Here is a 24,773-nt window from a genome sequence, read left to right as displayed (position 1 = left end):
TGCGGCGCATGAGGTGCCGGGCGTCGTGCGCGAGGTTCCCGCGGCGCGGAAGAGCCTCGACGCGCGGGCGGTCCCGGTCATGCGGGAGAGCTCAGGCGTCCGGGAGAGACCCGGTGTGCGGGAGAGACCCGGTGCGGGTCGAGCGCCGGAATCCCTCACCGGACGGGCAGCCCGTCGGCGGCGAGGGCCGCCTTCACGTCGGCGACGCTCAGCGTGCCGAAGTGGAAGACGGAGGCCGCCAGCACGGCGTCCGCGCCCGCGCGGACCGCGGGCGGGAAGTCCTCGGCCGCGCCTGCGCCGCCGGAGGCGATGAGCGGGGCGCTCGTCGCCGCGCGGGCGGCGCGGATCAGCTCAAGGTCGAAGCCGTCCTTCGTGCCGTCGGCGTCCATCGAGTTCAGGAGGATCTCCCCGGCGCCGAGGCGCGTCACCTCCTCGATCCAGGCGATCGCGTCGATGCCGGTGCCGCGGCGCCCGCCGTGCGTGGTCACCTCGAAGCCGCTGCCCGAGCGGGCCGGACAGTCCGGGGTGTCGTCCGTGACCCGGCGCGCGTCGATCGACAGCACGAGCACCTGGTTGCCGAAGCGCTCGGCGATCTCCGCCACGAGCTGCGGGCGGGCGATCGCCGCCGTGTTCACGCCCACCTTGTCGGCCCCGGCGCGCAGCAGCTGGTCGACGTCCTCGACGCTGCGCACTCCGCCGCCGACGGTCAGCGGGATGAAGATCTGCTCGGCGGCGGCGCGAACCACGTCGATCATCGTCGCGCGGCCGCCGGAGGAGGCGGTGACGTCGAGGAAGGTGAGCTCGTCGGCCCCCATCGCGTCGTACCGCGCGGCGAGCTCGACCGGTTCTCCCGCGTCGCGCAGGTCGCGGAAGTTGACGCCCTTGACCACGCGGCCGGCGTCGACGTCGAGGCAGGGGATCACACGGACGGCGAGGCTCATGGACCCATGATTCCAGACCCGGGGACGGACCGGAGCCGATGACCGCCGTCCGACCGGTCGGCCAGCTCAGCGCCAGGTCCGCGAGTCGTCGATGTCGGGTCCGTGTCGCGTCAGCTCAGCGTCGGGATCATCCCGTGCCGGATCGTGCCGGCGCTGTCCCGTGCCGGGTCCGCTCAGCACCGGCTCGGGCACGTGCCGCACGTCCCGTCGTCAGGCGTCGATGCGCTCGGCGTCCAGCTCGTCGGCCCCCTCGATGATGAACTGCTTGCGCGGGGCGACCTCGGAGCCCATGAGCAGCTCGAACATCGTGGCGGCCGCCTCGGCGTCCTCGATGCGCACCCGCCGCAGGGTGCGGTGGCGCGGGTCCATCGTCGTGTCGGCCAGCTGGTCGGCGTCCATCTCGCCCAGGCCCTTGTAGCGCTGGATCGGCTCCTTGTAGCGCTTGCCGCGGCGCTCGAGGTTCTTGAGCAGGCGGTTCAGCTCGGCCTCGGAGTAGGTGTAGACGAACTCGTTCTTCTTGGAGCCGCCGTGGATGATCTCGACGCGGTGCAGCGGCGGGACGGCGGCGTAGATGCGCCCGGCCTCGAGCATCGGGCGCATGTAGCGGTGGAACAGCGTCAGCAGCAGGGTCCGGATGTGTGCGCCGTCGACGTCGGCGTCGCTCATCATGATGATCTTCCCGTAGCGCGCGGCCTCGAGGTCGAAGGTGCGGCCGCTGCCGGCGCCGAGCACCTGGATGATCGACCCGCACTCGGCGTTCTTGAGCATGTCCGTGATGGACGCCTTCTGCACGTTGAGGATCTTGCCGCGGATCGGCAGCAGCGCCTGGAATTCGGAGTTGCGGGCGTGCTTGGCGGTGCCCAGGGCGCTGTCGCCCTCGACGATGAACAGCTCCGAGCGCCCGATGTCGGTCGAGCGGCAGTCGGCGAGCTTGGTGGGCATGGTCGAGGACTCGAGCGCGTTCTTGCGCCGCGAGACCTCCTTGTGCATGCGGGCCGCGATGCGGGCGCGCATCTCGGAGACCACCTTGTCGAGGACGAGGGCCGCCTGCTCCTTCTCCCCCTTCTTGGTGGAGGTGAGGAACGCGGTGAGCTCCTGCTCGACCACCTTGGAGACGATCTGGCGCACCGCGGGCGTGCCGAGGACCTCCTTGGTCTGGCCCTCGAACTGGGGCTCCTCGAGACGGACCGTGACGACGACCGTGAGCCCGGCGAGGGTGTCGTCCTTCTCGATCTTCTCGTTCTTGGCGTTGAACTTCAGGCGCCGGGCCTGGTTCTCGACCTGCTTGCGGAGGGTCTTCAGCAGCGCCTGCTCGAAGCCGGTCACGTGGGTGCCGCCCTTGGGCGTGGCGACGATGTTCACGAAGGAGCGCAGGGTGGTCTCGTAGTCCGCGCCCCAGCGCAGCGCGATGTCCACGTCGCACGTGCGGTCCACGTCCTTGGAGACCATGTGGCCCTTGCCGTCGAGGACGGGAATGGTCTCGGTGTACTCCCCCGTGCCGGACAGGCGGATCACGTCGGTGATCCTCTCGTCGCTCGCGAGGAACTCGACGAACTCGGCGATGCCGCCGTCGTAGCGGTAGGAGACCTCCTCCTTCGCCTCGGGCAGGCGCTCGGGGCGGCGGTCCGCGACGGTGATCTCGAGGCCGGGGACGAGGAAGGCGGTCTGGCGGGCACGCCGCGTGAGCTCGTCGATCGCGAAGTGGGAGCCCTTGACGAAGATCTGCGGATCGGCCCAGTAGCGCACACGGGTTCCGGTCACGCCGCGCTTGGCCTTGCCGACGACGCGCAGCTCGGCGGGGCCGGAGGCCGGGGTGAAGGGGGCGTCGGGCGAGGGGCCGTCGGGTCCGTCGGCGAACACGCCGGGGACGCCGCGCTGGAAGGACATCGCATAGGTCTTGGAGGCGCGGTCGACCTCGACGTCCAGGCGCGAGGACAGCGCGTTGACCACGGAGGCGCCGACGCCGTGGAGGCCGCCGGAGGCCGCGTAGGAGCCGCCGCCGAACTTCCCGCCCGCGTGCAGCTTGGTGTAGACGACCTCGACGCCGGTCAACCCGGTGCGGGGCTCGACGTCCACGGGCACGCCGCGCCCGGTGTCGCGGACCTCGACGGAGCCGTCCTCGTGCAGCTCGACGCGGATCGAGGAGCCGTATCCGCCCAGCGCCTCGTCGACGGAGTTGTCCAGGATCTCCCACAGGCAGTGCATGAGGCCGCGGGAGTCCGTCGAGCCGATGTACATGCCGGGGCGCTTGCGCACCGCCTCGAGGCCCTCGAGGACCTGCAGATGGCGGGCGTCGTATGCGGAGGCAGCGGAGGATGACACGGATGTGATTCTACGGGGCCGACCGGGCGGCGCGGCGGACGTCGTCCGCACGCAGCGGCGGACCGTGCGCCGTGCCCGTCCTCGCCCCTGCCGCGTACGGCTTCGGGGTCCCCCAGCAGCGCAGGGCTCCCCGTCCCCGCGCACATCTGCATCGCGTTCGGCGCCCTGACGTTCCGACCGGGGAACGCCAGGGCGCACCATCGCAGCGGGCGGGAGCAGAGGGCGGGAGCCGCGGGCATCTGTCCTCCGGGCCTGCCTTGCCCCATCGACACGTTGCGCGGTGAGCGAACCTGTGCCCCCGGTCGCCTCGTGCGTCGCTCCCCTCTGTTTGAATGGCGGGTATGAACACCACGACGCTCGACGCACCTCGACTGACCGCGCACGACCGCTGCGATCGCTGCAACGCTCAGGCGTACGTCAAGTACGTGCTGACCGCTGGCGGCGAGCTCCTCTTCTGCGCCCACCACTCCCGGGCCAACGCGGATGCGCTGGCGCCGCTCGCGTCCGAGGTGATCGACGAGACCGATCGCCTGCATCGGCGTCCCGAGCCCGCCGCGGACTGAGCTCACCGCGGACTGAACTCACCGCGAACTGGGCTCATGGCGCACTGACCTCGCCGCGGAGTCCGCCTGTTGCGGGCTGAGCCATCCGCGGCGCGAGTCCGCAACCGCGAGGGCCCCGTACCGATCGGATCGGTACGGGGCCCTCGTGCTGTCTCGGGTGATGCCGTGCGTGTCAGTCCAGGTAGTCCCGCAGCACCTGCGAGCGCGAGGGGTGGCGCAGCTTGCTCATCGTCTTCGACTCGATCTGGCGGATCCGCTCACGGGTCACGCCGTAGACCTTGCCGATCTCGTCCAGCGTCTTGGGCTGGCCGTCCTCGAGGCCGAAGCGCATCGCGACGACCCCGGCCTCGCGCTCGGAGAGCGTGTCGAGCACCGAGTGCAGCTGCTCCTGCAGGAGCGTGAAGCTCACAGCGTCGGCCGGGACCACGGCCTCGGAGTCCTCGATGAGGTCGCCGAACTCGCTGTCGCCGTCCTCGCCCAGCGGGGTGTGCAGGGAGATCGGCTCGCGACCGTACTTCTGGACCTCGACGACCTTCTCCGGGGTCATGTCGAGCTCCTTGGCGAGCTCCTCGGGCGTGGGCTCGCGGCCCAGGTCCTGCAGCATCTGTCGCTGGACGCGCGCGAGCTTGTTGATGACCTCGACCATGTGGACGGGGATGCGGATGGTGCGGGCCTGGTCGGCCATGGCGCGGGTGATGGCCTGGCGGATCCACCACGTCGCGTAGGTCGAGAACTTGTAGCCCTTGGTGTAGTCGAACTTCTCGACCGCACGGATCAGACCGAGGTTGCCCTCCTGGATGAGGTCCAGGAACAGCATGCCGCGGCCCGTGTAGCGCTTGGCGAGGGAGACGACGAGGCGGAGGTTCGCCTCGAGCAGGTGGTCCTTGGCCGCGCGGCCGTCCTCGGCGATGATCGCGAGCTCGCGACCGGCCTTGGTCTTGCGCATCGACTCGTCCGCCTTGAGCTTCTGCTCGGCGTACAGGCCCGCCTCGATGCGCTCGGCGAGCTCGACCTCCTGGGCCGCGTTCAGCAGCGCGACCTTGCCGATCTGCTTGAGGTAGTCCTTGACCGGGTCGGCGGTCGCGCCAGCGGTGACGACCTGCTGCGCCGGGGAGTCGTCCTCGGCGGCGGTCACGACGAAGCCGCCGGAGCTCTCGGTCTCCGCCTTGGCGGTCTCGTCCTCCGAGGGGGTCGCCTCGGCGTCCTCGTCGATCTCCTCGGGGGCCTCCGCGGCCTCGGAGGCCTTCGCCGCCTTGGAGGAGGTGCGCTTCGCGGCAGGCTTCTTCGCCGCGGGCTTCTTGGCGGCCGCCGTCTTCGCGGGGGCCTTCTTGGCGGGGGCCTTCGCAACCGGAGCGCTCTGCTCCGACTCCACGGCCTCCGTCGTCTCGACGGCCGCGTCGTCCGCGGTCTTGGCGGCGGTCGCCTTCGCGGCGGTGGTCTTGGCCGCCGTCGTCTTCGCGGCGGCGGGCTTCTTGGCCGCGGCGCGCTTGGCCGCGGTCGTGGTGGTCGCAGTCTTCGGGGAGGCAGTCACGCAGTTCCTTCTTCCGGCTGACCGCACGCAAGGGGCGGTCCGTCGTGCTCGGGGCGATGGGTGGTCGGAGATCGGCTCGACCGCTCCAGGGCATGGTGCTCCGCGCACAGATGCGTCGATGAGCTGAGGGGTCCGGCGGCGAACTCCACAATTATAACGTCGGAGCGCCCCGGATATTCCCCGCGGCGCGTCCGCAGGAGGCCCGAGCGACGGTTCCGCACCGGATCGCGGAGCCGGATCCCCAGGTCACGCCGCGGAGCCGCAGCGCAGGTCACGCCGCGGCGTGGTCCTCCTTGACCGCGAGCACCGGGCAGGGGCTGGCGAGCACCACGCGCCGGGCGGTCGCGCCCAGATGCAGCTTCCCGATGCGGGACTTCCCCCGCAGGCCGATCACCAGCAGCTCGGCCTCCTCGGCCTCGATGACCTGGAGCAGGAAGGCGCCGACGTCGGGATCGGCGCTGGCGCGCAGCCGCACGTCCGCGGGGGCCTCGTCGAGGGCCGCGAGCTCGGCGCGCAGCTCGTCCTCGTCCGCCGTCGTGCGCCCCTTCCCGCTGTCGATGAAGGAGTGCGAGGCGACCACCAGGGGGGCGCGGCGCGATCGGGCCTGCGCCGCACCGGCCCGCAGTGCGGCACGGCCCTGCTCCGACGGGGAGTAGGCGACGACGACGCTCATGGGGACCTCTTCAGTTCCGCGGAGTGTGCGTCCGCGTGCTCCTGGCGACGGGCAGGATCCGAGCACCCCGCGGCTGCGGAGACCGCTACGACCCTAGCGCTCTGCCGACCGGAGCGACCACCCAGGAGGTCCCGGATCCAGTCGGCGAGCGCCGGGGAGTCCACGAGGAAGCCGTCGTGGCCGAAGACGGAGTGGATCACATGGAAGCGCGCGTCGTCGATGCCCTCGGCGATGCGCTCGCTCATCGACAGCGGGAAGAGGCGGTCCGTGTCGACGCCGACGACGAGCGTCCGCGCCGTCACCCGCGCGAGCGCGGCCGCGATGCCGCCGCGGTCGCGGCCGACGTCGTGGCCGTCCATCGCCGCCGTCAGGACGAGGTAGGAGTTGGCGTCGAAGCGGCGGATCAGCTTGTCGGCGTGGTGATCCAGGTAGCTGGAGACCTCGTAGCGGCCGTCGGGCTCGGCCCGGCGGCGGTTGTCGAAGCGGTCGGCGAGCTCCTCGGCCGTCCGGTAGGTCGTGTGCGCGATCCGACGGGCGACGCCGAGGCCCTTCTGGGGCCCGCGGCCGTCGGGGGCGTCGTAGTAGTCGCCGCCCGCGAAGCCGTCGCAAGAGCGGATCGCGGCGGCCTGCGCGCTCGACCAGGCGATCTGGTCGGCGGAGGCCGCGGCTCCGCTGGCGATGACGGCGAGGCGGTCGACGCGGTCGGGATGGCCGACCGCCCATTCGAGGGCCCGCATGCCGCCCATCGAGCCGCCGATCACGAGGGCCCAGCCGTCGATCCCGAGCCGCTGCGCGAGGGCGAGCTCGGCCTCGACCTGGTCGCGCACCGACACGTGGGGGAAGCGGCTCCCCCATCGCCGACCATCGGGCGCATCGGAGGCCGGCCCTGTGCTGCCCTGGCAGCCGCCCAGGACGTTGGGGGCGATGACGAACCAGCGGTCTGTGTCGATCGGCAGGCCGGGGCCGACGAGGTGGTCCCACCATCCGGCGGTCGGGTGGCCGTCCTCGGCGGGGCCGCGGACGTGGGAGTCCCCGGTGAGCGCATGGAGCACGAGCACGGCGTTGGAGGCGTCCGGGGCGAGCTCCCCCCACGTCTCGTAGGCCAAACGCACCTCAGGCAGCGTGATGCCGCTCTCAAGCAGGAGGTCGCCGAGGTCGCAGAAGCGCCGACGTCCCGGCGCATCACCGGGGCGCCAGGCCCCGGACACGGGCAGCGGGGACGAGGCGGACATCGCTTCCCCTCCTGCACTGCTCGCTCCGGCGGCCGGCACCGATCAGGTCGACGGCCCGGGGCTCCACCCCGGTCTGACCGGATGCGTGGCCATGACGAGCGCCAATCGTGCCAGAGAGTGATCGGGCCGGTGCTCCAGGACCGTCCCGACGAGCGTCCCGGCCGTCGCGAAGCGGTGGTTCCACCACGCCAGGAGGGAGAGCAGACAGGCGGTTGACGCCCAGCCGCTCACCATCCGGGCCGGAGGGGCCGCCGCCTCCGCCCCGGGTGCGGGACGGGTCGCCGCCTCGATCCGCCGCAGCGCCTCATACCAGGCACCACCTGCGATGACGCTCTCGTGAGGACGCCGGGCGGAGCGCGTCATGACGTCGATCGCGCGCTCCGAGGAGATCCGGCCGAGCCCCTGTCCCCTCCCGGTCACGAGGGCGAGGAGCTCGTCGCGGCGGTGGACCGATGCGAGGTCGCCGACGAGCTCGCGGACACGTTCACACGCCGTCATGAGCGCCTCGGGAGGCGCATTGGAGGGCTCGTCGCCCAGGACGGCGAGGGCCTCGAGCGCAGCCCTCCAGACGCTCTCGATCCCGGGGCGGGGCATGGCGATCCTCCGTTCCGCGATGCCGCCCGCGGCGAGTCCCGCTCGCAGGGCCCCGATCACCGGGTCCGGCCCCTGCCGCGGGAGCATCTCCCCGGCGGCGACCGCCTCGACCGCCGCGAGGGTCGCGTCGGCCGGGGCCAGCGCGATCGGCTCCTCCACCTCGACGGCGGGCCCATCGCCCGGTCCATCGCCCCGGAGCCGGACGCGGCGCGCCCGGCCCGCCGCGATGACCCACACCTCGCCGATCAGCACGGCGGGTCCGTTCCCGCCCGCCGCGATCTCGAGGACGCGCGCCGCGCTGGGGATGCCGAGCTCCTCGACGCGCCCGGCCGGGATGTGATCGCGACCGTCGCCGAGGATCACCGCACCCGCCGCCCGACGGGCGCCGCTGGAGGCGAGCGGCTCGAGGACCCGTCCGATCATGAGATCCCAGGACGCCCCCGGGGCCTCGGGCAGATCGGCGCGCACCGACAGGGCGGTGCTCGAATCCGGCCGCACGCCGATGAGCAGGAGGGAGTCCCGCGCCGGCTCTCCCAGGAGGAGGCTCGCATGCACGAGGATCTCGGCGGGGTCGTGGGTGCACAGCGTGCGAGGCGGGTGCGGGGCGGGGCGTGTTCGTCGGTGTGCCATGGGCACGATGCTCGTCGGCCCCGCCCGGCGCGACCACATGCACGCGCTCGATGGGGATAACGTCTGAGTGGGGAGGAACGCCGGAACCGGCGCCGCCCCTCCGCACTGTCCCCTTCGCGCTGTCCCCTCAGCTGTCCCCAGGAGCATCCATGTCCTCGTCGTCCGCGCCCGCCCTCCCTCCGCGCGAGGACGCCGACCTCGCCGACGACGTCGCGCGGATCCTGCGGGTGACGCTGGCGGAGCGGCGCGAGGAGCTCCGGGCGATCGCACCGGAGGTCGCCTCGCTCGCCGGCGTGCTCTCGACCTTCCTCGAGGGCGGGAAGCTGCTGCGCCCGCGCTTCTGCTTCTGGGGCGGCGCCGCCGTGCGCGTGCCCGATCAGGCCGAGCGCGAACGCCTGGCGACCCTCGGGGCGGCCATCGAGCTGGTGCAGGCGGCCGCCCTCGTCCACGACGACCTCATCGACCACTCCCCCACGCGCCGCGGACGCCCCGCCGTCCACGTCGCCGCCGCCGACGACCACCGCGCCCGGGCACTGGTCGGCTCGAGCGAGGAGCACGGTGCCGCCGTCGCGGTCGTCCTGGGGGATCTCGCGCTCACGTGGGCGAACGCGCTGGCCGCCGAGGTGCTCGCCAGCGTCCCGGCGGCGCGGCGCGAGTACGACCTGCTGTGCTCGGAGGTCATGGCCGGCCAGTACCTCGACATCCTCCACCAGGCAGGCGGGTTCGTCTCGCAGGCCCTCGAGAAGGACGCGGCGCTCGCCGTGATCCGGTGGAAGACCGTCCCCTACACCGTCCTGCGCCCCCTGCGCCTGGGCGCCGCGCTCCTCGGCGCCGACGACGCGCTCCTGGAGGGCCTGTCCCGGTACGCGGAGGCGGTGGGCCGAGGCTTCCAGCTGCGCGATGACCTGCTGGGCGTGATCGGCGACGAGGCGGCGACGGGGAAGTCGGCGAGCAGCGACATCGCCGAGGGCAAGCGCACCCTCCTGCTCGCCGTCGCGCAGGAGCGCGCCGACTACCGGCAGCGCGAGGTGCTGGCGCGGACTGTCGGCGCCGACGACGCCTCGCCCGAGGATGTGGCCGCGGTCCGCGCGGTCCTCCGCGGCACCGGCGCGATCGCGGAGGTCGCGCGGCGCGTGCGCGAGGACGCCGACGCCGCGGTGGGGACCGTCTCGGCGCTGTCGGGCATCACCGATCAGGCGCGGGCGGCGCTCATCGACCTCGCGCGGGCGACGACCGATCTCGCGGGGCTCGAGCTGGGGCCGACCGCGGACTGACACGACTGCGGTCTGCGCAGACCGCGAGCCGACAGCGGGCTGAGCCGTGCGCGCACGGCACGGACCACCGCGCATCCGTCCCGGGGCGCGCGGCGATCGCTGCGGGCAGTCAGCCCGCCGTCAGAACGCCATGGCCTGCGCGCGGCGCCGGACCTCGCCGCGCTGGCCCGCGCGGAGCTGGTCGATCGGGCGCCCCGGCAGGGTGTCATCGGCCGTGAACAGCCAGGTCAGCATCTCCTCGTCGGCGAATCCGGCGTCGCGCAGGACGGTGATCGTGCCGGGCAAATGCGGGACGACCTCGCCGTCGAGGATCATCGCCGCGGGCACCGAGCGCACCACCGGGTCCCCGCGCCGGACCGCCAGGAGCTTGTGCTCGTCGATCAGGCGCCGCACCCGGGAGGTCTCGACGTCCAGCAGCTCGGCCGCATCGGGCAGGGTCAGCCACTCGCCGACCAGTTCATCCACAGTGCTCACCCCACCAGGGTGCCACGCGGTCCGGCGGTCCTGCGCCCGCGGCGCGCACGACGAGCCCGCCCGGAGCGCGATGTGCCTCACCCCGGCCCTCGCGCGTGTCTGTCCAGGCCCGCACCAGCGCCCCGACCTACACTCCCCGTGTGAGCCCGGCGTCGATCGCTTCCCCCGATCTCGGCCAGCTCCTCGACGGTCGCTATCGCGTCGAGGAGCTCGTCGCGCGCGGCGGCATGGCCTCGGTCCATCGCGGGCACGACGAGCGGCTCGAGCGCACGGTCGCGCTCAAGCTCATGCACCCGCACCTCGCCTCCGACCCCCAGTTCCGCTCGCGCTTCACCCGGGAGGCCCGCGCCGCGGCGCGCCTGACCCACCCCGACGTGGTGGCGGTCTACGACCACGGCGAGGACGGCGACCACGCCTACCTCGCGATGGAGCTGATCGACGGGGGGACGCTCCGCGAGGAGCTGCGGCGGGGGCCGCTCACGGTCCGGCGCGCGCTCGCGATCGCGATCCCCGTCGCGCGCGCCCTGCGCGCCGCCCACGAGGCGGGCATCGTGCACCGCGACATCAAGCCGGAGAACATCCTGCTGGCCTCCGACGGGCGCGTGAAGGTCACGGACTTCGGGCTCGCGCGCGCGATCGGCGCCGCCTCGGCGTCTGCCACGGGGATGCTGCTGGGCACGGTCGCGTATGTGAGCCCCGAGGTGGTGATGCGCGGGCACTGCGACGAGCGCAGCGATCTGTACTCCTTCGGCATCGTCCTGTTCGAGATGCTCACGGGGTGCCAGCCCTTCACGGGCGAGCAGCCCGTCCACGTCGCCTTCCAGCACGTCCACGAGGACATCCCGGCGCCCTCGAGCCTGGTCCCCACCGTGCCGCGCGAGCTCGACTCGCTCGTCACCTGGTGCTGCGCGCGATCAGCCGCCTCGCGCCCGGCGTCGGCCGATGAGCTCCTGCGCGCGCTCGTCGAGCTGTCGGACCATCTGCCCGCCTCCGTCCAGGACGCCCGCCCGACGACCGCCCGCAGCACCCAGGACGTGCCGCTGCTGACCTCCCCGATGCCGGAGGACGCCCTCGACCACGACTCCGGCCCGCGGATCTTCCCGACCGGTGCCGTACCCGCAGCCGATGCCGCCGCGCCCGCTGAGCCCGCCGCGGCCAACGCCCCCGGGTCCGGGCACGACGGCTCCTCGCCTCGGAGCGCCTCGGCGGCAGCAGAGCCCGCAGAGCCCGATGAGGATGCCTCGCTGCGCCTCGTGGCGGTGCGTCCGCCCCGCCCGCGCAGCGGTCGCCACCTGGGCCGAGGCGCTGCCCGCCGCTCGTTCGCCCTGCGCGCTCTGGCCGTCGCCGCGGCTCTCGCTCTCGTGCTCGGCGGCGCCTGGGCCGGGTTCCGCTGGTACGGCACCGAGGGCCCCGGCGGCGATCGCACGGTCCCCGTCGTCGCCGGCACGACCCTGTCCGACGCGGAGGCCGCGCTCGAGGGCGCCAATCTGACCGCCGAGACCCGCGAGACGTACTCCGACACCGTGCCCGCAGGCCACGTCATCGGCTCCACCCCGACGCCGGGCAGCGAGCTCAAGCGGGGGGATGCGGTCACCCTCCTCGTCTCGCGCGGCGTGCAGACGTTCCCGGTCCCGGGCGTCCAGGGCAAGACCGTCGACGAGGCCCGGGCCGCCGTCGAGGGCGCGGGGCTCGTGCTGGTCGAGGACGAGCGCGTCTACGACGAGAAGGTGCCCGAGGGCGCGATCGTCTCGCAGTCCGCCGAGGCCGATGCCCTGCCCGCCGGGGGCGAGGTCCACGTGGTCGTCTCGCGCGGCCCGCGGCCCATCTCGGTGCCCGACACGACCGGCCGCGCCGAGGCCGACGCCGTGGCGGCCCTGAAGGACCAGGGGTTCCTCGTCAAGACCTCGCAGGCGTACTCGCTGACCGTGCCCGCAGGCTCTGTGATCTCCCAGGACCCCGCCGGGGGCACGGCCCGTCGCGGCGCCACGATCGACGTCGTCGTGTCCCAGGGGCCCGAGATGGTGGCCGTCCCCGACGTGTTCAAGATGCCCGAGGCCGACGCGGTCACGACGTTGCAGAACGCCGGCTTCGTCGTCGAGGTGGCGCACGACAAGGGCGAGCCCGTGTTCGGGCAGGTCTACCAGCAGTCGCTCGCCGGCGGCTCGCAGGCCGGGAAGGGCTCGACCATCACCATCTCGGTGTTCTGAGCCGCCTCAGGCGCGGCGCGAGAGCCGCTCGGCGACCAGGAAGGCGAGCTCGAGGGACTGCCGGTGGTTCAGCCGCGGGTCCACGAGGGTCTCGTAGCGGCGCTCCAGCCCGATCTCGTCGATCTCGCCGACACCGCCCAGGACCTCGGTGACGTCGTCGCCGGTGAGCTCCATGTGCAGACCCGCCGGGATCGTGCCGAGCCCCTCGTGCACCTCGAAGAAGCCGACGACCTCGTCGAGGATGTCCTCGAAGCGCCGGGTCTTGTAGCCGTTGGAGGACGTGATCGTGTTGCCGTGCATCGGGTCGGTCACCCACGCGACCTCGGCCCCGGCGTCCCGCACCCCCTCGACCAGCGGCGGTAGCGCGTCCCGGATCCGGTCGGCGCCCATCCGGGTGATGAAGGTCAGGCGGCCCGGACGGCGCTCGGGGTCGAGGACATCGATGAGCGCGAGCGCGTCCTCGACCGTCGCCGTCGGCCCCAGCTTCACGCCGATCGGGTTGGAGACCTTCGCCAGGAACTCCACGTGCGCGCCGTCGAGCTGCCGGGTGCGCTCGCCGATCCACAGGAAGTGGCCCGAGCAGTCGTAGACCTGCCCGGTGCGCGAGTCGATGCGGCTGAGCGCCTCCTCGTAGTCGAGCAGCAGTCCCTCGTGCGCGGCGTAGAACTCTACCGAGCGCAGGGCCTCGAAGTCGTAGCCGCAGGCGGCCATGAAGCGGACCGCGCGGTCGATGTCGCGGGCGAGGGACTCGTAGCGCGCGTACTCCGGGCCGGCGATGAAGCCCTGGTTCCAGGCGTGGACCTCGCGCAGATCCGCGAAGCCGCCCGTCGTGAAGGCGCGCATGAGGTTCAGCGTCGACGCGCTGGTGGTGTACATGCGCCACAGCCGCTCGGGATCGGGCAGGCGGGAGGCCTCGGTGAACTCGAAGCCGTTGACGCCGTCGCCGCGGTAGCTGGGCAGCGTCACGCCGTCACGGGTCTCGGTGTCGCCCGACCGCGGCTTGGCGAACTGCCCGGCCATGCGCCCCATCTTGACCACGGGCATCGAGGCGCCGTAGGTGAGGACCGCGGACATCTGCAGGATCGTGCGGATCTTGTTGCGGATCCGGTCCGCGGTCGAGTCCGCGAAGGTCTCGGCGCAGTCGCCGCCCATGAGGACGAACGCCTCGCCCCGCGCGGCGGAGGCCACGCGGTCCGCGAGCTGGTCCACCTCGCCGGCGAACACGAGCGGCGGGGCCTGGCGCAGGCGCTCGGCCACGGTCGCGCGCGCGTCCTCGTCGGGCCACGTGGGCTGCTGGATGCGCGGGCGCTCGCGCCAGGCCGCGAGCGAGTCCAGCTCGGCCGCGGAGGCGGACAGCGAGAAGTCGTGCTCGAGGACGTGGGAGGAGGCGCGCAGAGGGTTCACGGGGCCAGGGTAGGCGATCGACCGCGCCCGCGGGCCCGCGCGTCCGATGCGCGGGCACGGCCGCGGCCGGGCCGTCAGGCGGCGCTTCCGGCGTCCTTCGCGGCGCTCTCGGCCCGCAGGCGGCGCTTGGCATCGGAGGCGTACTCGGGCACCTGCTCCTGGCCGGACATCGCGGCGATGGCGTCCATGACCCGATCGGTCAGCGCCCGCAGCCGCTCGCCCTCGCTGACCGCCTCCATCTGAGCGACGGCGGCGCGCGCGTCGATCGGCTCGCCGACGAGGACCCGGATCCGCGGTCGCCGACGCGGCAGGAACGTGCGGCCCTTCTGGGCCTCATAGGCGCCGAGCATCGCGATCGGGATGATCGGGCAGCCGGACTCCAGCGCCATGCGCGCGGCTCCGGTCCTGCCCCGGTAGAGACGGCCGTCTGGGCTGCGCGTCCCCTCCGGGTAGATCCCGAGCACCTCGCCGCGCTCGAGCACCGTCAGGCCCGCCGCGATCGCGGTGCGGGAGGCGGCGCCGCCGCTGCGGTTGACCGGCATGACGCCGATGCTGCGCAGGAACAGGCCCAGCACGCGGTTCATGCGGGAGCCGCCGCTGTAGAAGTCGGACTTGGCCAGGAAGCGCACCGTGCGGCGCACCTGCGCCGGCATGAAGACGGTATCCGCGCCGGACACGTGGTTGGAGGCGAGGATCACGGCGCCGCGATCGGGGATCCGCTCGGCGCCCTCGATCGCGGGGCGCCAGACGAGGCGCAGGATCAGGACGACGATCGGCTTGAAGACGTTGTAGAGCACGGTGCTCCTCCGGGCGGGTCCCTCCGGGGCTCGACGGCGGAGGGGCGGACGGCTGCTGAGGCGCCGGACGCGGACGGGGTGGCCGCCGCGCCCCGGCGATGGGAGCATGCGGCATGCCCTTCAGCGAGAGCTCCCGCGCCTGGCGCGCCCGCCATCGTAGCGCCGATGCCCCCGGCGCCCTGCTCCTGTGCCACGGCTTCACCGGCACCCCGCAGAGCATGCGGCCGTGGGGCGAGCATCAGGCACGGCGCGGATGGGAGGTGTCGATCCCGCTGCTGCCCGGCCACGGGACCACGTGGCGCGACCTCGCCGTCACCGATCGCTCGGCGTGGACGGCGGCGCTGGCCGCCGAGGCCCGCGACCTCATCTCCCGGCACGGCCGCATCGTCGTCGGCGGGCTCTCGATGGGCGGGGCGCTCGCCCTCGCGCTCGCCGAGGACCCGGACCTGGCCCCGGGGATCGCCGCCCTCGTGCTGGTCAATCCCGCGCTCGCGCTCCCCCGCGCCCAGCACCTGGCCGTGCCCGTCCTGCAGCACGTCGTCGCCTCCGTCGGGGCGATCGGCGCGGACACCCGCAGCGGCGCGCTCGAGGAGGCCTATGAGCGGACGCCGGTGCGCGGCGTCGAGCAGCTCCGGCGCCTGCAGCGCGAGGTGCGGCACCGCCTCGGCGACGTGCGGTGCCCGGTCCTGCTCGCGACCTCGACCGTGGACCACGTGGTCGACCCGCGGTGCAGCGATCTCGTGGCCGAGCGGGTCAGCGGACCGGTCGAGCGCCTCCCACTGCGCGAGAGCTTCCACGTGGCCACGCTCGACCACGACGCTCCACTGCTGTTCGAGACCGCCTCCGCGTTCCTCGACCGCGTCATGGCGCCCCAGGCGCCGACGCCTGGCGCCTGACGCCGGCGCCTGAGGACTGGACGCGGCGTCAGGCGTCGTCGGTGCGGGCCAGATCGGCCGCGCCGATCATCCCCGCGCGATTGCCGAAGGAGGCCTGCTTGAACGGGGCCAGACGGCGATGGGCGCGGGCGGTGAGCGCCGCGGCGAAGCGGTCCTGCGCCGGACCGAGCAGCAGATCGCCCGCCTCGGACACGCCGCCGCCGATGACGATGATCTCCGGGTCCAGGACGGCGGCGATGCTCGCGGCCCCGAATCCGAGCCACGAGCCCAGCTCGGCCAGATGGCGGCGCGCCCCGGGGTCCCCGGCGGTCGCGAGCTCCGTCACGAGCGGGCCGTCGATCGCCTCGACATCGCCGCCGGCGGCCGCCAGCATCGGAGCCAGCAGCGGATCGCCCGTCGAGGCCGCCGCGCGCACCGAGCGCACGAGCGCCGTACCGGCCGTGTACTGCTCGAGGCAGCCGCGATTGCCGCAGCCGCACCACTGACCGTCGGGCACGGCCGTCATATGCGCGATCTCGCCGGCGAAGCCGCCGGCGCCGCGCAGCAGGCGCCCGTCGACGACGATCGCGCCGCCCAGGCCCGTGCCGACCGTCATCATCAGCATGTTCGAGGCGTCGGCGGCCGGTCCGAAGCGGAACTCGGCCCAGCCCGCGGCGTTCGCGTCGTTCTCCACCACGACCGGCAGATCGACGAGGGCCTCGACGTTCGCGGCCAGGGGCCGGTCGCGCCAGTTCAGGTTCGCGGCGAAGACGACGGTCCGGCGGTCCGCGCCGACGAAGCCCGCCGCGCCGATGCCGACGGCGACCACGGGATGGCGCTCGCGCAGATCGCGCACCGCATCGGCGACGGCCTGCTCGAGGAGATCGGGGTCCTGGGCGGGCGTGCGGCGCTGCGCCTGCGCGATGATCCGCCCCTCTTCGTCGACCACCCCGGCCGCGATCTTCGTCCCCCCGATGTCGATCCCGATGGACAGCATCCCGATCCTTCCTCGGGCCGCACGGACCCTCTCGCTCGACGTGGCTGCGCCCCAGGGCCGCGACGACGCGCATGCCCCCGCGGTCCATGCTAGGCGGGAACGAGGCGGCACGCGCCGTAGGATGGCCTGCACCGTCGTCGGACCCCGCCGCGTCCGCCATCGCCCCCGGGCGGCGCGCGCCGATCCCCGCCCGACGCGCCCAGGTCCCGACCCGAGGAGTCCGTCGTGAAGCAGTTCTCCACCGCCGCCATCGCCACCGTCGCCGAGCACGAGAACACCATTGATCTCCTGCTGGGCCGCCTGCGCGACCACGGCGACATCCCGCTGCTCGAGCGCGCGGACGGGCACGGCGGCTGGACGCCGCTGAGCACCGCGGAGTTCCTCGAGCAGGTGCGCGCCCTGGCCAAGGGCCTGCTGGCCGCCGGTCTGCGCAGCGGGGACGTCGTCGCGATCATGTCCCGCACCAGCTACGAGTGGACCCTCGTCGACTGGGCGATCTGGTTCGCCGGCGGCACCTCGGTCCCGGTGTACGAGACGTCCTCCCCCTCCCAGATCCAGTGGATCGTCGGGGACGCGGGCGCCCGCTTCGCGATCGTCGAGTCCCGCCGCCATGCGGAGGACGTCGAGTCGATCCGCGGCGAGGTCCCCTCGATCGAGAAGGTCTGGTGCATGGACGCCGGGGGCCTCGACGAGCTCCGCGCCGCCGGCGCCGACGTCTCCGACGAGGACCTCGAGGCCGCGCGCTCCTCGCGCCGCGCCGAGGACGTCGCGACGATCATCTACACCTCCGGGACGACCGGGCGCCCCAAGGGCGCCGAGCTCACGCACGCGAACTTCATCGGCGCCGCGAGGAACGCCGTCGGCCTCCTCGGCGAGGCCGTCCTCCCCCCGGGCTCGCGCATGCTCATGTTCCTGCCGATGGCGCACGTCTTCGCACGGATGCTCGTGGTGACGACGATCAGCTGGGCCACGACGATCGCCTTCACGCCCAACGCCAAGACCCTCCTCGAGGACCTGCAGACGTTCCGCCCCACCTTCCTGCTCGCCGTCCCGCGCGTCTTCGAGAAGGTCTACAACGGCGCCGAGCAGAAGGCCGCGGAATCGGGGAAGCAGAAGATCTTCGCCCAGGCCGCCGAGACCGCGATCGCCTACTCGCGCGGCATCTCCGAGGGCCGCATCCCGCTGTCCGTCCGCGCCAAGCACGCGCTCTTCGACCGCCTGGTCTACGCCAAGCTCCGCACCACCATGGGCGGGCAGGTGTCGTGGGCGGTCTCCGGGGGCGCGCCGCTCGGGGAGCGTCTGGCGCACTTCTTCCGCGGCATCGGCGTCACGATCCTCGAGGGCTACGGCCTCACCGAGACCACGGCCCCGGTGGGCGTCAACAATCCGTGGAACGTGAAGATCGGCACCGTCGGCCCCCCGCTGCCCGGAGGCTCCGTCGCGATCGACGACGACGGCGAGATCCTCGTCAAGGGGGTCATGGTCTTCCGCGGCTACCACGGCAACGAGGAGGCCACGGCGGCCGCCCTCCGCGACGGCTGGTTCCGCACCGGGGACATGGGCTCCCTCGACGAGGACGGCTACCTGTCGATCACCGGTCGCTCCAAGGAGCTCATCGTGACCGCGGGCGGCAAGAACGTCGCGCCCGCGCAGCTCGAGGACCAGGTGCGCGCGCATCCGCTCGTGGCCCAGTGCATCGTCGTGGGCGACCAGAAGCCGTTCGTGGCGGCGATCATCACGCTCGACGCGGAGATGCTGCCCGCGTGGCTGAAGAACCACGGGCTGGGCGAGATGTCCGTCGCCGAGGCCGCGCAGGATGCGACCGTCCGCGCGGCGGTGCAGGCCGCGATCGACGACGCCAACCGCTCGGTCTCCCGCGCGGAGTCCATCCGCAAGTTCGAGATCATCGACACCGACTTCACCGAGGAGAACGGGTACCTCACCCCGTCGCTCAAGCTCAAGCGGAACATCGTGGTCAAGGACTTCTCCGACGTCATCGAGCGCCTGTACTCCGGCCCGCGCCCGCAGGCCTGAGCCGAGAGCAGCGACGGCCCGGCAGCGAGAACCCGCCGGTCCGCACCTCTGCCTCGGTGCATCCTTCGCGCCTCGGCCGCCCTCGTCCGTCGGGGGCCGGTCGTAGCCTGACGCCCATGCCCGCCGCCGTCCCCCTCCCCCACGTGCCCCGCCATCGCCACCGCCAGCTCTCGCTCGAGGACCTGGGCACCCCGCTCGCCGAGGCCGAGCTGGTGGTGGTCGATCTCGAGACGACGGGCACCAGCCCGACCGACGACGCGATCACCGAGATCGGTGCGGTCCGGGTGCGCGGCGGGGAGGTGACCGGCGAGTTCCGCACCTTCGTGGACCCCCGTCGCCCGATCCCCGCGTACATCGCCGCGCTCACGGGCATCACCGATGCGACCGTGGCCGGGGCGCCGGACATCGCGACCGTCCTGCCGATGTTCCTCGACTTCGCCCACGATGCCGCGCTCGTGGCCCACAACGCCCGCTTCGACATCGCGTTCCTCAAGGCCGCGGCGGCGCGCCTGGACCTCGCCTGGCCCGAGCCGACGGTGCTCGACACGCTGCGCCTGGCCCGCATGGCCTACGGCCGCGACGAGGTCCGCGACCACCGCCTGGGCACGCTCGCGGCGCATGTGGGAGCCGCGACGTCGCCCGATCACCGGGCCCTCTCCGACGCCCGGGCGACCGTCGACGTGCTGCACGCGATCATCGAGCGGCTCACCCCGCGCGGCCTCGACACCCTCGAGGACCTCGCCGGCGCCCACCGCCGGGCCAGCGCCGTCCAGCTGCGCCAGCGGCACCTGGCCGATGCGATCCCCTCGGCCCCCGGCGTGTACCAGTTCCTCGACGAGCACGGGGCCGTCCTCTACGTCGGCACCAGCCGCGATCTGCGCACCCGTGTGCGCACCTACTTCACGGCCGCCGAGACCCGGCGCCGCGTGCTCGACATGCTGCCGCGCGCCCGGGAGATCCGTCCCATCGTCTGCGCGACGGCGATCGAGGCCGCCGTGCGCGAGCTGCGGATCATCGCCGCCGAGCAGCCGCCCGCGAACCGGCACGGCCTGCGCCCGGAGAAGGCGCTGTGGCTGCGGCTCGGGCCCGGGCGCGAGGGGCTGCGGGGTGCGCGCCTGGCCCGCAGCGAGGACGACGGCTCCGCCCTCATCGGTCCCCTGCGCTCCCGCCACGACGTCGAGCCCCTGCGCGGGCTGCTCACCGACGCGATCATGGGACGCGGAGCCTCGCTCGAGGGCGCCGAGCGGATCCGGCCGACCGTCTCCCACCATGACCGGATGCGCCGCGCGATGCGCGAGGACCCGCGGGAGGTCCTCGATCATGCCGCCGCGCGGATGCGGGCTCTCGCCGCGGAGGGGCGCTACGAGGATGCCGGTCGCCTGCGCGCGACCGCGGAGACGTTCCTCGCGGCCGCCGGGCGGGCGGACCGGCTGCGCGCTCTGGCGGCCTGCCCGCTGCTGGTGGCGGCCCGCCCCGTCCCCCGTCCGGGATCGCGCCACCGCTCGTGGGAGCTGCTCGCGATGCGGTCGGGGCGCTTCGCCGGCTCGAGCGTCGCAGAGCCGGGCGCTGATCCGGTCGCCGCCGCGCAGGTCCTCGCCGCGACGAGCACAGGCGAGGCGGAGCATGCCGCTCCCCTGTGCCAGGGGTACCACCAGGAGGCGGAGCTGCTGCTGGGCTGGCTCGCGGAGGACGACGTGCGGATCGTGCTGGTCGAGGGGACGTGGGCGCAGGGCGTGCGGGCGCTCTTCGACGCGGAGGCTCTCGCCCAGCGCTACGCCGCATCCGCGCCGAGGTCCTGAGCTCCCCGGACGGCCGCGCCTGCGCCGCGCCGCCGCGCTAGGGTGGAGGCGCGGTCCGCAGCGGCGGGCCGCATCCGCCGCACGACCCCAGGAGCCGCCCCGTGATCACCGCCCTCGCCTCGATCATCGTCGACAGCAGCCGCATCCCGGAGGTCGCGCAGGAGATCGCCGACATCCCCGGCGTCGAGACCGTCTACTCCGTCACCGGCGACGTCGACCTCGTCGCGATCGTCACGGTGCGCCGTCACGAGGAGTTCGCGGGCGTCATCGCCGACCGCATCGGCAAGGTCGAGGGCGTGCTGGACACGACCACGAACATCGCCTTCGCCGCGTACTCCGCGCGGGACCTGGGCGAGGGCTTCTCGCTCGGCGAGGATCCCGCCGCCGGCTGACCGCCTTCCCGATCGGGACAGGCCGCCGTCCCCGACGGCCCCTCCCGCTCGGCCCCACCGCTCAGGCGTCCTGCGAGGCCCGCGACCAGCGCTCGAGGACCTCGCGCGGCGCCCCCGAGTCGAGCACCCGCACCGCCTCCGCGTGGGCCGCCGCGAAGCGCTCCTCGAACGCGGCTCCGTCCGATCGGTCCGCGGACGCGGCGCGCGCGGCGTGGATGCCCGCGGCCGCGTTGAGCGCCACGGCATCGCGGACCGGCCCGTGCGCCCCGTCGAACAGGTCGCGCGCCACCTGGGCGTTGTCCTCCGCGGTCCCGCCGCGCAGGGCGTCGATCGGGCTGCGCGGGACGCCGAGGAGCGCCTCGGGATCGAGCTCATGGTGCGCCACCTCCCCGTCGCGCACCTCCCAGACGTCCGACGGCGCCGCCACGGTGAGCTCGTCGAGCCCGTCCTGACCGCGGAAGACGAGCGCCGAGGTCCCGCGCCCGGCGAACACCTGGGCCACGGTCGGCGCCATGGTCGGGTCCGCGACGCCGACGGCCGAGGCGGCGGGGCGCCCGGGGTTCGTGATCGGTCCCAGCACGTTGAAGACGGTGGGGATCCCGACGCCCTTGCGGGCCTCGACGGCGTAGCGCATCGACGGATGGAACACCTGGGCGAAGCAGAAGGTGATGCCCGTACGGTGCACCATCTCCTGGACGGTCTGCGGCGGCAGGTCCAGGCGGATGCCGAGCGCCTCGAGCACATCGGCCGATCCCGACCGGGAGGTCGAGGCGCGGTTGCCGTGCTTGACGACGGGGTGACCGGCCGCGGCGATCACGATCGAGGACATCGTCGAGATGTTCACCGTCTGGGCGAGGTCGCCGCCGGTCCCCACGATGTCGACGGCCCCGGCGGGCGCCTCGAGGGGGACGGCGTGCTCGACCATCGCGTCGGCGAGACCGGCCAGCTCCTGCGGCGAGACGCCCTTGGCGGCCAGGGCCACCAGGAAGGAGGCCAGGTGCAGGGCGGACGCCTGCCCGTCCATCACCTCGTGCATCGCCCACGCGGCGTCGGCGGCGCTCAGATCCTCTGCCCGCACCAGCTGGTGCACGAGACGGGGCCAGGTCGGCGCGGGCGCGTCCGGGACGGACGCACGGTTCGCGGAGGCGGCGGACTGGGGGCGCGGATCCGAGCTCATGGCTCCATCCTCGCACCGGAACGGCGCACGTCGCGTGAGCGTCCGCGGCGGCCCGCCTCGCGCGTGTCAGAAACACCTGCGGCATCCGATCGGCGGAGGAGGGGTGAAAGCGCTGGCCGTACCCGATATGCTGTCCCGGCCCTGGGGCGCGCCCCCAACCCGGTGGAGCCGAGTGTCGTGTCCCGGCCCCATCCAAACTGACGACACGACATAATGAGTGACGTGACTACTGCGACCCTGCCCCCGCGAGCGGCCCACGCCCCCACCGTCAGCCGCCCCAACGCGACGCAGATCGGCACGATCGTCTGGCTCTCGAGCGAGCTGATGTTCTTCGCCGCGCTCTTCGCGATGTACTTCACCCTGCACTCGATGGTCCCCGGCCTGTTCGCGGAGAACCACGAGCACTTCAAGCTGGGCTTCGCGATGACGAACACCGCGATCCTGGTGGCCAGCTCGTTCACGTGCCAGTTCGGCGTCTTCGCCGCCGAGGAGGGCCGCAAGGCGCGCACGGGCTCGCTGCTGAACCTGAGGAAGTGGGGCCTCATCGAGTGGTACACCCTCACCTTCTTCATGGGCGCGATCTTCGTGTCCGGCCAGGCGCTGGAGTACACCGAGCTCGTCCACGCGGGCGTGACGCTGTCGTCCGACCCCTTCGGCTCGATCTTCTACCTGGCCACCGGCTTCCACGGCATCCACGTCATCGGCGGTCTCATCGCCTTCCTGTACGTGCTCGCCCGCGCGTTCAGCGCCAAGAGCTTCGGTTACCACGAGGCGGTGTCCGCGATCTGCGTGTCCTACTACTGGCACTTCGTGGACGTCGTCTGGGTCGGCCTGTTCTTCGTCGTCTACCTGATGGACCCGATCTTCAACTCCGCGGTCCCCTTCAACTGGTCGTTCTTCTGATCGGGCCGCGCGCCGCTGCCGGCTCGCCACCGATCCCGCCTCCCGCCCCCGCCCCTCTCCCCCTCCACGAATCGAGGTCCGACCCGTGAAGGCTCTCAGCCAGCACCGGCATCACCCGATGGCGTATCTCGTGATCCTCCTGCTCGCGCTCGTCGCGACCGGCGGGGTCTACGCCGCCTTCCAGCCCCGCGCCGCCCAGGCCGAGGGCGCCTCGCAGGAGGACATCGCCGCCGGCGAGCAGCTGTTCCTCGCCAACTGCGCGACCTGCCACGGCACGAACGGGCAGGGGCAGACCGACGCCGACGGCAACACGCTCGGCCCGTCGCTGATCGGCGTGGGCGCCGCCGCGGTCGACTTCCAGGTCGGCACCGGCCGCATGCCGATGCAGAACTCGGGCCCGCAGGCGCAGCGCAAGATGCCGCAGATGAACGAGGAGCAGACCGCGCAGCTCGCGGCCTACGTCGCCTCGCTCGGCCCCGGCCCCTCGATCCCCACCGCTGACGCCGTCGATCCCGCCCAGGGCGATCCGGTCGAGGGCGGCGAGATCTACCGCATCAACTGCGCCATGTGCCACAACGCGGCCGGCGCCGGCGGCGCTCTCACGCACGGCAAGTTCGCCCCGCCGCTGACCGGCGTGGAGCCCAAGCACATCTACGAGGCGATGGAGACCGGGCCGCAGAACATGCCCGTCTTCAACGACTCCAACATCTCCGCCGAGCAGAAGCGCGACGTGATCGCCTACCTCGACGCCCTCGAGGAGAACGGCTCCCCCGGCGGTCTCTCGCTGGGATCCCTGGGGCCGGTCACCGAGGGCCTGTACGCCTGGACCATCATCCTCGCGCTGCTCATGGGCACCGCGGTCTGGCTGGGGGCGAAGGCCAAGTGAGCACGAAGGCACAGATGACCACCACCGATCCCTCCTCCCGCACGACCGTCAGCGCCCTCGCGGCGCCCGAGGGCGGCGGCTTCCCCAACCCGGGGCTCCCCCCGCACGAGCACCGCGCCGCCGACGTCGACCCGCGGGCGGAGCGCCGCGCCGAGCGCCTCGTCGCCGCGATGTTCGTCCTGTCGATCCTCGGCACGGTCCTGTTCGTCGCGTCGTACTTCCTGTTCTCCCCCACGGGCACGAACCTGCTGGCCGAGCCGGACACCCTCCACGCCGTCCGCTGGAACACGCTGTTCACGGGCCTGGGCCTGGCGATCTCGGTGTTCTTCATCGGCGCCGCCGCCGTCCACTGGGCCAAGACCCTCATGCCCGATCACGAGATGGTCGAGGAGCGCCACGAGCTGGGCTCGGACGCGGAGGGCCAGCGCCAGGCCGTGCAGATCCTGTCCGACGGCATCCAGGAGTCCGGGATCACCCGCCGTCCGCTGATCGTGACGGCGATGGTCGGCGCGTTCGCGGTGCTGCCGATCGCGGTGCTGGCGCCGCTCAGCACGCTCGGCCCGCTGCCCGGCAACAAGCTGCACCACACCTTCTGGAAGGCCGGTCTGCGCCTGACCCGCGACCACGACGGCACCCCCATCAAGGCGTCCGAGGTCGCGATGAACTCGATCTTCCACATCATGCCCGAGGGCCTGACGAACGAGACCGAGAACTACCTCGAGGAGCGCGCCAAGGCCGCCGCCGTGATCGTGCGCATCGACCCGTCCATCGGCCAGGACGAGGAGTCCCTCGCCAACGGCTACAACGGCATCCTCGCGTTCTCGAAGATCTGCACGCACGTGGGCTGCCCGGCCGCGCTGTACGAGCAGCAGACCCACCACATGCTGTGCCCGTGCCACCAGTCGACGTTCGACGTCACCGACGGCGCGAAGGTCATCTTCGGCCCTGCCCACCGCCCGCTCCCCCAGCTGCCGATCGAGGTCGACGCCGAGGGCTACCTGGTCGCCAAGGGCGATTTCCCCGAGCCGATCGGTCCCAGCTTCTGGGACATCCACAAGGAGAAGTGAT

The 24,773-nt window shown here is 73.0% G+C and carries 21 protein-coding genes; 10 read left to right on the top strand and 11 right to left on the bottom strand.

The features are described from left to right. Positions 1–155: 155 nt before the first annotated feature. Both hisF and FM110_RS03570 read right to left on the bottom strand, forming a co-directional pair. On the bottom strand, positions 156–941 hold the full coding sequence (gene hisF, locus FM110_RS03575; RefSeq protein WP_087102736.1) for an imidazole glycerol phosphate synthase subunit HisF: 786 nt from the start codon (positions 939–941) through the stop codon (positions 156–158). Between the two features lie 210 nt (positions 942–1,151). Then, positions 1,152–3,263 (bottom strand): DNA gyrase/topoisomerase IV subunit B, encoded by a 2,112-nt coding sequence (locus FM110_RS03570; RefSeq protein WP_407641022.1) that lies wholly within the window; start codon positions 3,261–3,263, stop codon positions 1,152–1,154. Positions 3,264–3,604: 341 nt separating this feature from the next. On the opposite strand from FM110_RS03570, the gene FM110_RS03565 reads away from it, so the two are divergent. Continuing rightward, a complete protein-coding gene (locus FM110_RS03565; protein ID WP_087102734.1) occupies positions 3,605–3,826 on the top strand; it encodes a DUF7455 domain-containing protein in 222 nt (73 codons plus the stop codon). Positions 3,827–3,998: 172 nt separating this feature from the next. Here the strand turns inward: FM110_RS03565 and FM110_RS03560 are convergent, their stop codons facing one another. From FM110_RS03560 to FM110_RS03545, 4 genes are all read right to left on the bottom strand, one after another. After that, positions 3,999–5,384 carry an RNA polymerase sigma factor gene (locus FM110_RS03560; RefSeq protein ID WP_087102732.1) on the bottom strand — a complete coding sequence of 462 codons (1,386 nt, stop codon included), beginning with the start codon at positions 5,382–5,384 and terminating at the stop codon, positions 3,999–4,001. Positions 5,385–5,628: 244 nt separating this feature from the next. Beyond that, on the bottom strand, positions 5,629–6,030 hold the full coding sequence (locus FM110_RS03555; protein ID WP_087102731.1) for a universal stress protein: 402 nt from the start codon (positions 6,028–6,030) through the stop codon (positions 5,629–5,631). After that, on the bottom strand, positions 6,027–7,262 hold the full coding sequence (gene metX / locus FM110_RS03550) for a homoserine O-acetyltransferase MetX (RefSeq protein WP_087102729.1): 1,236 nt from the start codon (positions 7,260–7,262) through the stop codon (positions 6,027–6,029). Before metX ends, FM110_RS03555 begins: the two co-directional genes overlap by 4 nt. A 42-nt stretch (positions 7,263–7,304) precedes the next feature. Further along, positions 7,305–8,486 carry a hypothetical protein gene (locus tag FM110_RS03545; protein WP_087102727.1) on the bottom strand — a complete coding sequence of 394 codons (1,182 nt, stop codon included), beginning with the start codon at positions 8,484–8,486 and terminating at the stop codon, positions 7,305–7,307. A 149-nt stretch (positions 8,487–8,635) separates the two neighbouring features. Here FM110_RS03545 and FM110_RS03540 point away from each other — a divergent pair, with 149 nt between their 5' ends. Then, the gene (locus FM110_RS03540) at positions 8,636–9,760 is read left to right on the top strand and encodes a polyprenyl synthetase family protein (protein ID WP_087102726.1); all 1,125 of its coding nucleotides are present in this window, start codon (positions 8,636–8,638) and stop codon (positions 9,758–9,760) included. Between the two features lie 120 nt (positions 9,761–9,880). Here the strand turns inward: FM110_RS03540 and FM110_RS03535 are convergent, their stop codons facing one another. Further along, positions 9,881–10,234: an Rv2175c family DNA-binding protein gene (locus tag FM110_RS03535; RefSeq protein WP_087102724.1), complete on the bottom strand. Its 354-nt coding sequence runs from the start codon at positions 10,232–10,234 to the stop codon at positions 9,881–9,883. 140 nt (positions 10,235–10,374) lie between these two features. Between FM110_RS03535 and pknB the strand changes: the two genes are divergently transcribed. Continuing rightward, complete coding sequence (gene pknB, locus FM110_RS03530) at positions 10,375–12,441, top strand: Stk1 family PASTA domain-containing Ser/Thr kinase (protein WP_087102722.1); 2,067 nt, start codon at positions 10,375–10,377, stop codon at positions 12,439–12,441. 6 nt (positions 12,442–12,447) lie between these two features. Here pknB and FM110_RS03525 read toward each other — a convergent pair whose 3' ends face one another. After that, on the bottom strand, positions 12,448–13,836 hold the full coding sequence (locus tag FM110_RS03525) for a class II 3-deoxy-7-phosphoheptulonate synthase (RefSeq protein ID WP_159457964.1): 1,389 nt from the start codon (positions 13,834–13,836) through the stop codon (positions 12,448–12,450). Positions 13,837–13,919: 83 nt separating this feature from the next. Next, on the bottom strand, positions 13,920–14,642 hold the full coding sequence (locus tag FM110_RS03520) for a lysophospholipid acyltransferase family protein (RefSeq protein WP_087102718.1): 723 nt from the start codon (positions 14,640–14,642) through the stop codon (positions 13,920–13,922). Positions 14,643–14,755: 113 nt separating this feature from the next. Between FM110_RS03520 and FM110_RS03515 the strand changes: the two genes are divergently transcribed. Further along, on the top strand, positions 14,756–15,538 hold the full coding sequence (locus FM110_RS03515) for an alpha/beta hydrolase (RefSeq protein ID WP_087102716.1): 783 nt from the start codon (positions 14,756–14,758) through the stop codon (positions 15,536–15,538). A gap of 28 nt (positions 15,539–15,566) precedes the next feature. On the opposite strand, the gene FM110_RS03510 is transcribed toward FM110_RS03515, so the two are convergent. Further along, positions 15,567–16,514: an ROK family protein gene (locus FM110_RS03510; protein WP_087102714.1), complete on the bottom strand. Its 948-nt coding sequence runs from the start codon at positions 16,512–16,514 to the stop codon at positions 15,567–15,569. Between the two features lie 225 nt (positions 16,515–16,739). On the opposite strand from FM110_RS03510, the gene FM110_RS03505 reads away from it, so the two are divergent. From FM110_RS03505 to FM110_RS03495, 3 genes are all read left to right on the top strand, one after another. Continuing rightward, positions 16,740–18,548: an AMP-dependent synthetase/ligase gene (locus tag FM110_RS03505; protein ID WP_087102712.1), complete on the top strand. Its 1,809-nt coding sequence runs from the start codon at positions 16,740–16,742 to the stop codon at positions 18,546–18,548. A gap of 116 nt (positions 18,549–18,664) precedes the next feature. Beyond that, positions 18,665–20,347, top strand: coding sequence for a DEDD exonuclease domain-containing protein (locus FM110_RS03500; protein ID WP_087102710.1), 1,683 nt, complete (start codon positions 18,665–18,667; stop codon positions 20,345–20,347). A gap of 101 nt (positions 20,348–20,448) precedes the next feature. Beyond that, positions 20,449–20,739, top strand: a complete 291-nt coding sequence (locus FM110_RS03495) for an Lrp/AsnC family transcriptional regulator (protein ID WP_087102708.1) — start codon at positions 20,449–20,451, stop codon at positions 20,737–20,739. A 61-nt stretch (positions 20,740–20,800) separates the two neighbouring features. On the opposite strand, the gene trpD is transcribed toward FM110_RS03495, so the two are convergent. Continuing rightward, a complete protein-coding gene (trpD, locus tag FM110_RS03490) occupies positions 20,801–21,916 on the bottom strand; it encodes an anthranilate phosphoribosyltransferase (RefSeq protein WP_087102706.1) in 1,116 nt (371 codons plus the stop codon). 213 nt (positions 21,917–22,129) lie between these two features. Between trpD and ctaE the strand changes: the two genes are divergently transcribed. From ctaE to qcrA, 3 genes are all read left to right on the top strand, one after another. After that, positions 22,130–22,819, top strand: coding sequence for an aa3-type cytochrome oxidase subunit III (gene ctaE, locus FM110_RS03485; RefSeq protein ID WP_087102704.1), 690 nt, complete (start codon positions 22,130–22,132; stop codon positions 22,817–22,819). 85 nt (positions 22,820–22,904) lie between these two features. Next, positions 22,905–23,705 carry a cytochrome bc1 complex diheme cytochrome c subunit gene (gene qcrC, locus FM110_RS03480; protein WP_087102702.1) on the top strand — a complete coding sequence of 267 codons (801 nt, stop codon included), beginning with the start codon at positions 22,905–22,907 and terminating at the stop codon, positions 23,703–23,705. Between the two features lie 14 nt (positions 23,706–23,719). Then, positions 23,720–24,772, top strand: a complete 1,053-nt coding sequence (gene qcrA / locus FM110_RS03475) for a cytochrome bc1 complex Rieske iron-sulfur subunit (RefSeq protein ID WP_087102700.1) — start codon at positions 23,720–23,722, stop codon at positions 24,770–24,772. Position 24,773 lies beyond the last annotated feature (1 nt).

The sequence above is a fragment of the Brachybacterium nesterenkovii genome (assembly GCF_900163655.1).
Taxonomy (GTDB): Bacteria; Actinomycetota; Actinomycetes; order Actinomycetales; family Dermabacteraceae; genus Brachybacterium; species Brachybacterium nesterenkovii.
The sequence above is the reverse complement of the archived record's forward strand: the minus strand, read 5'-3'. Positions and strand labels throughout refer to the sequence as shown.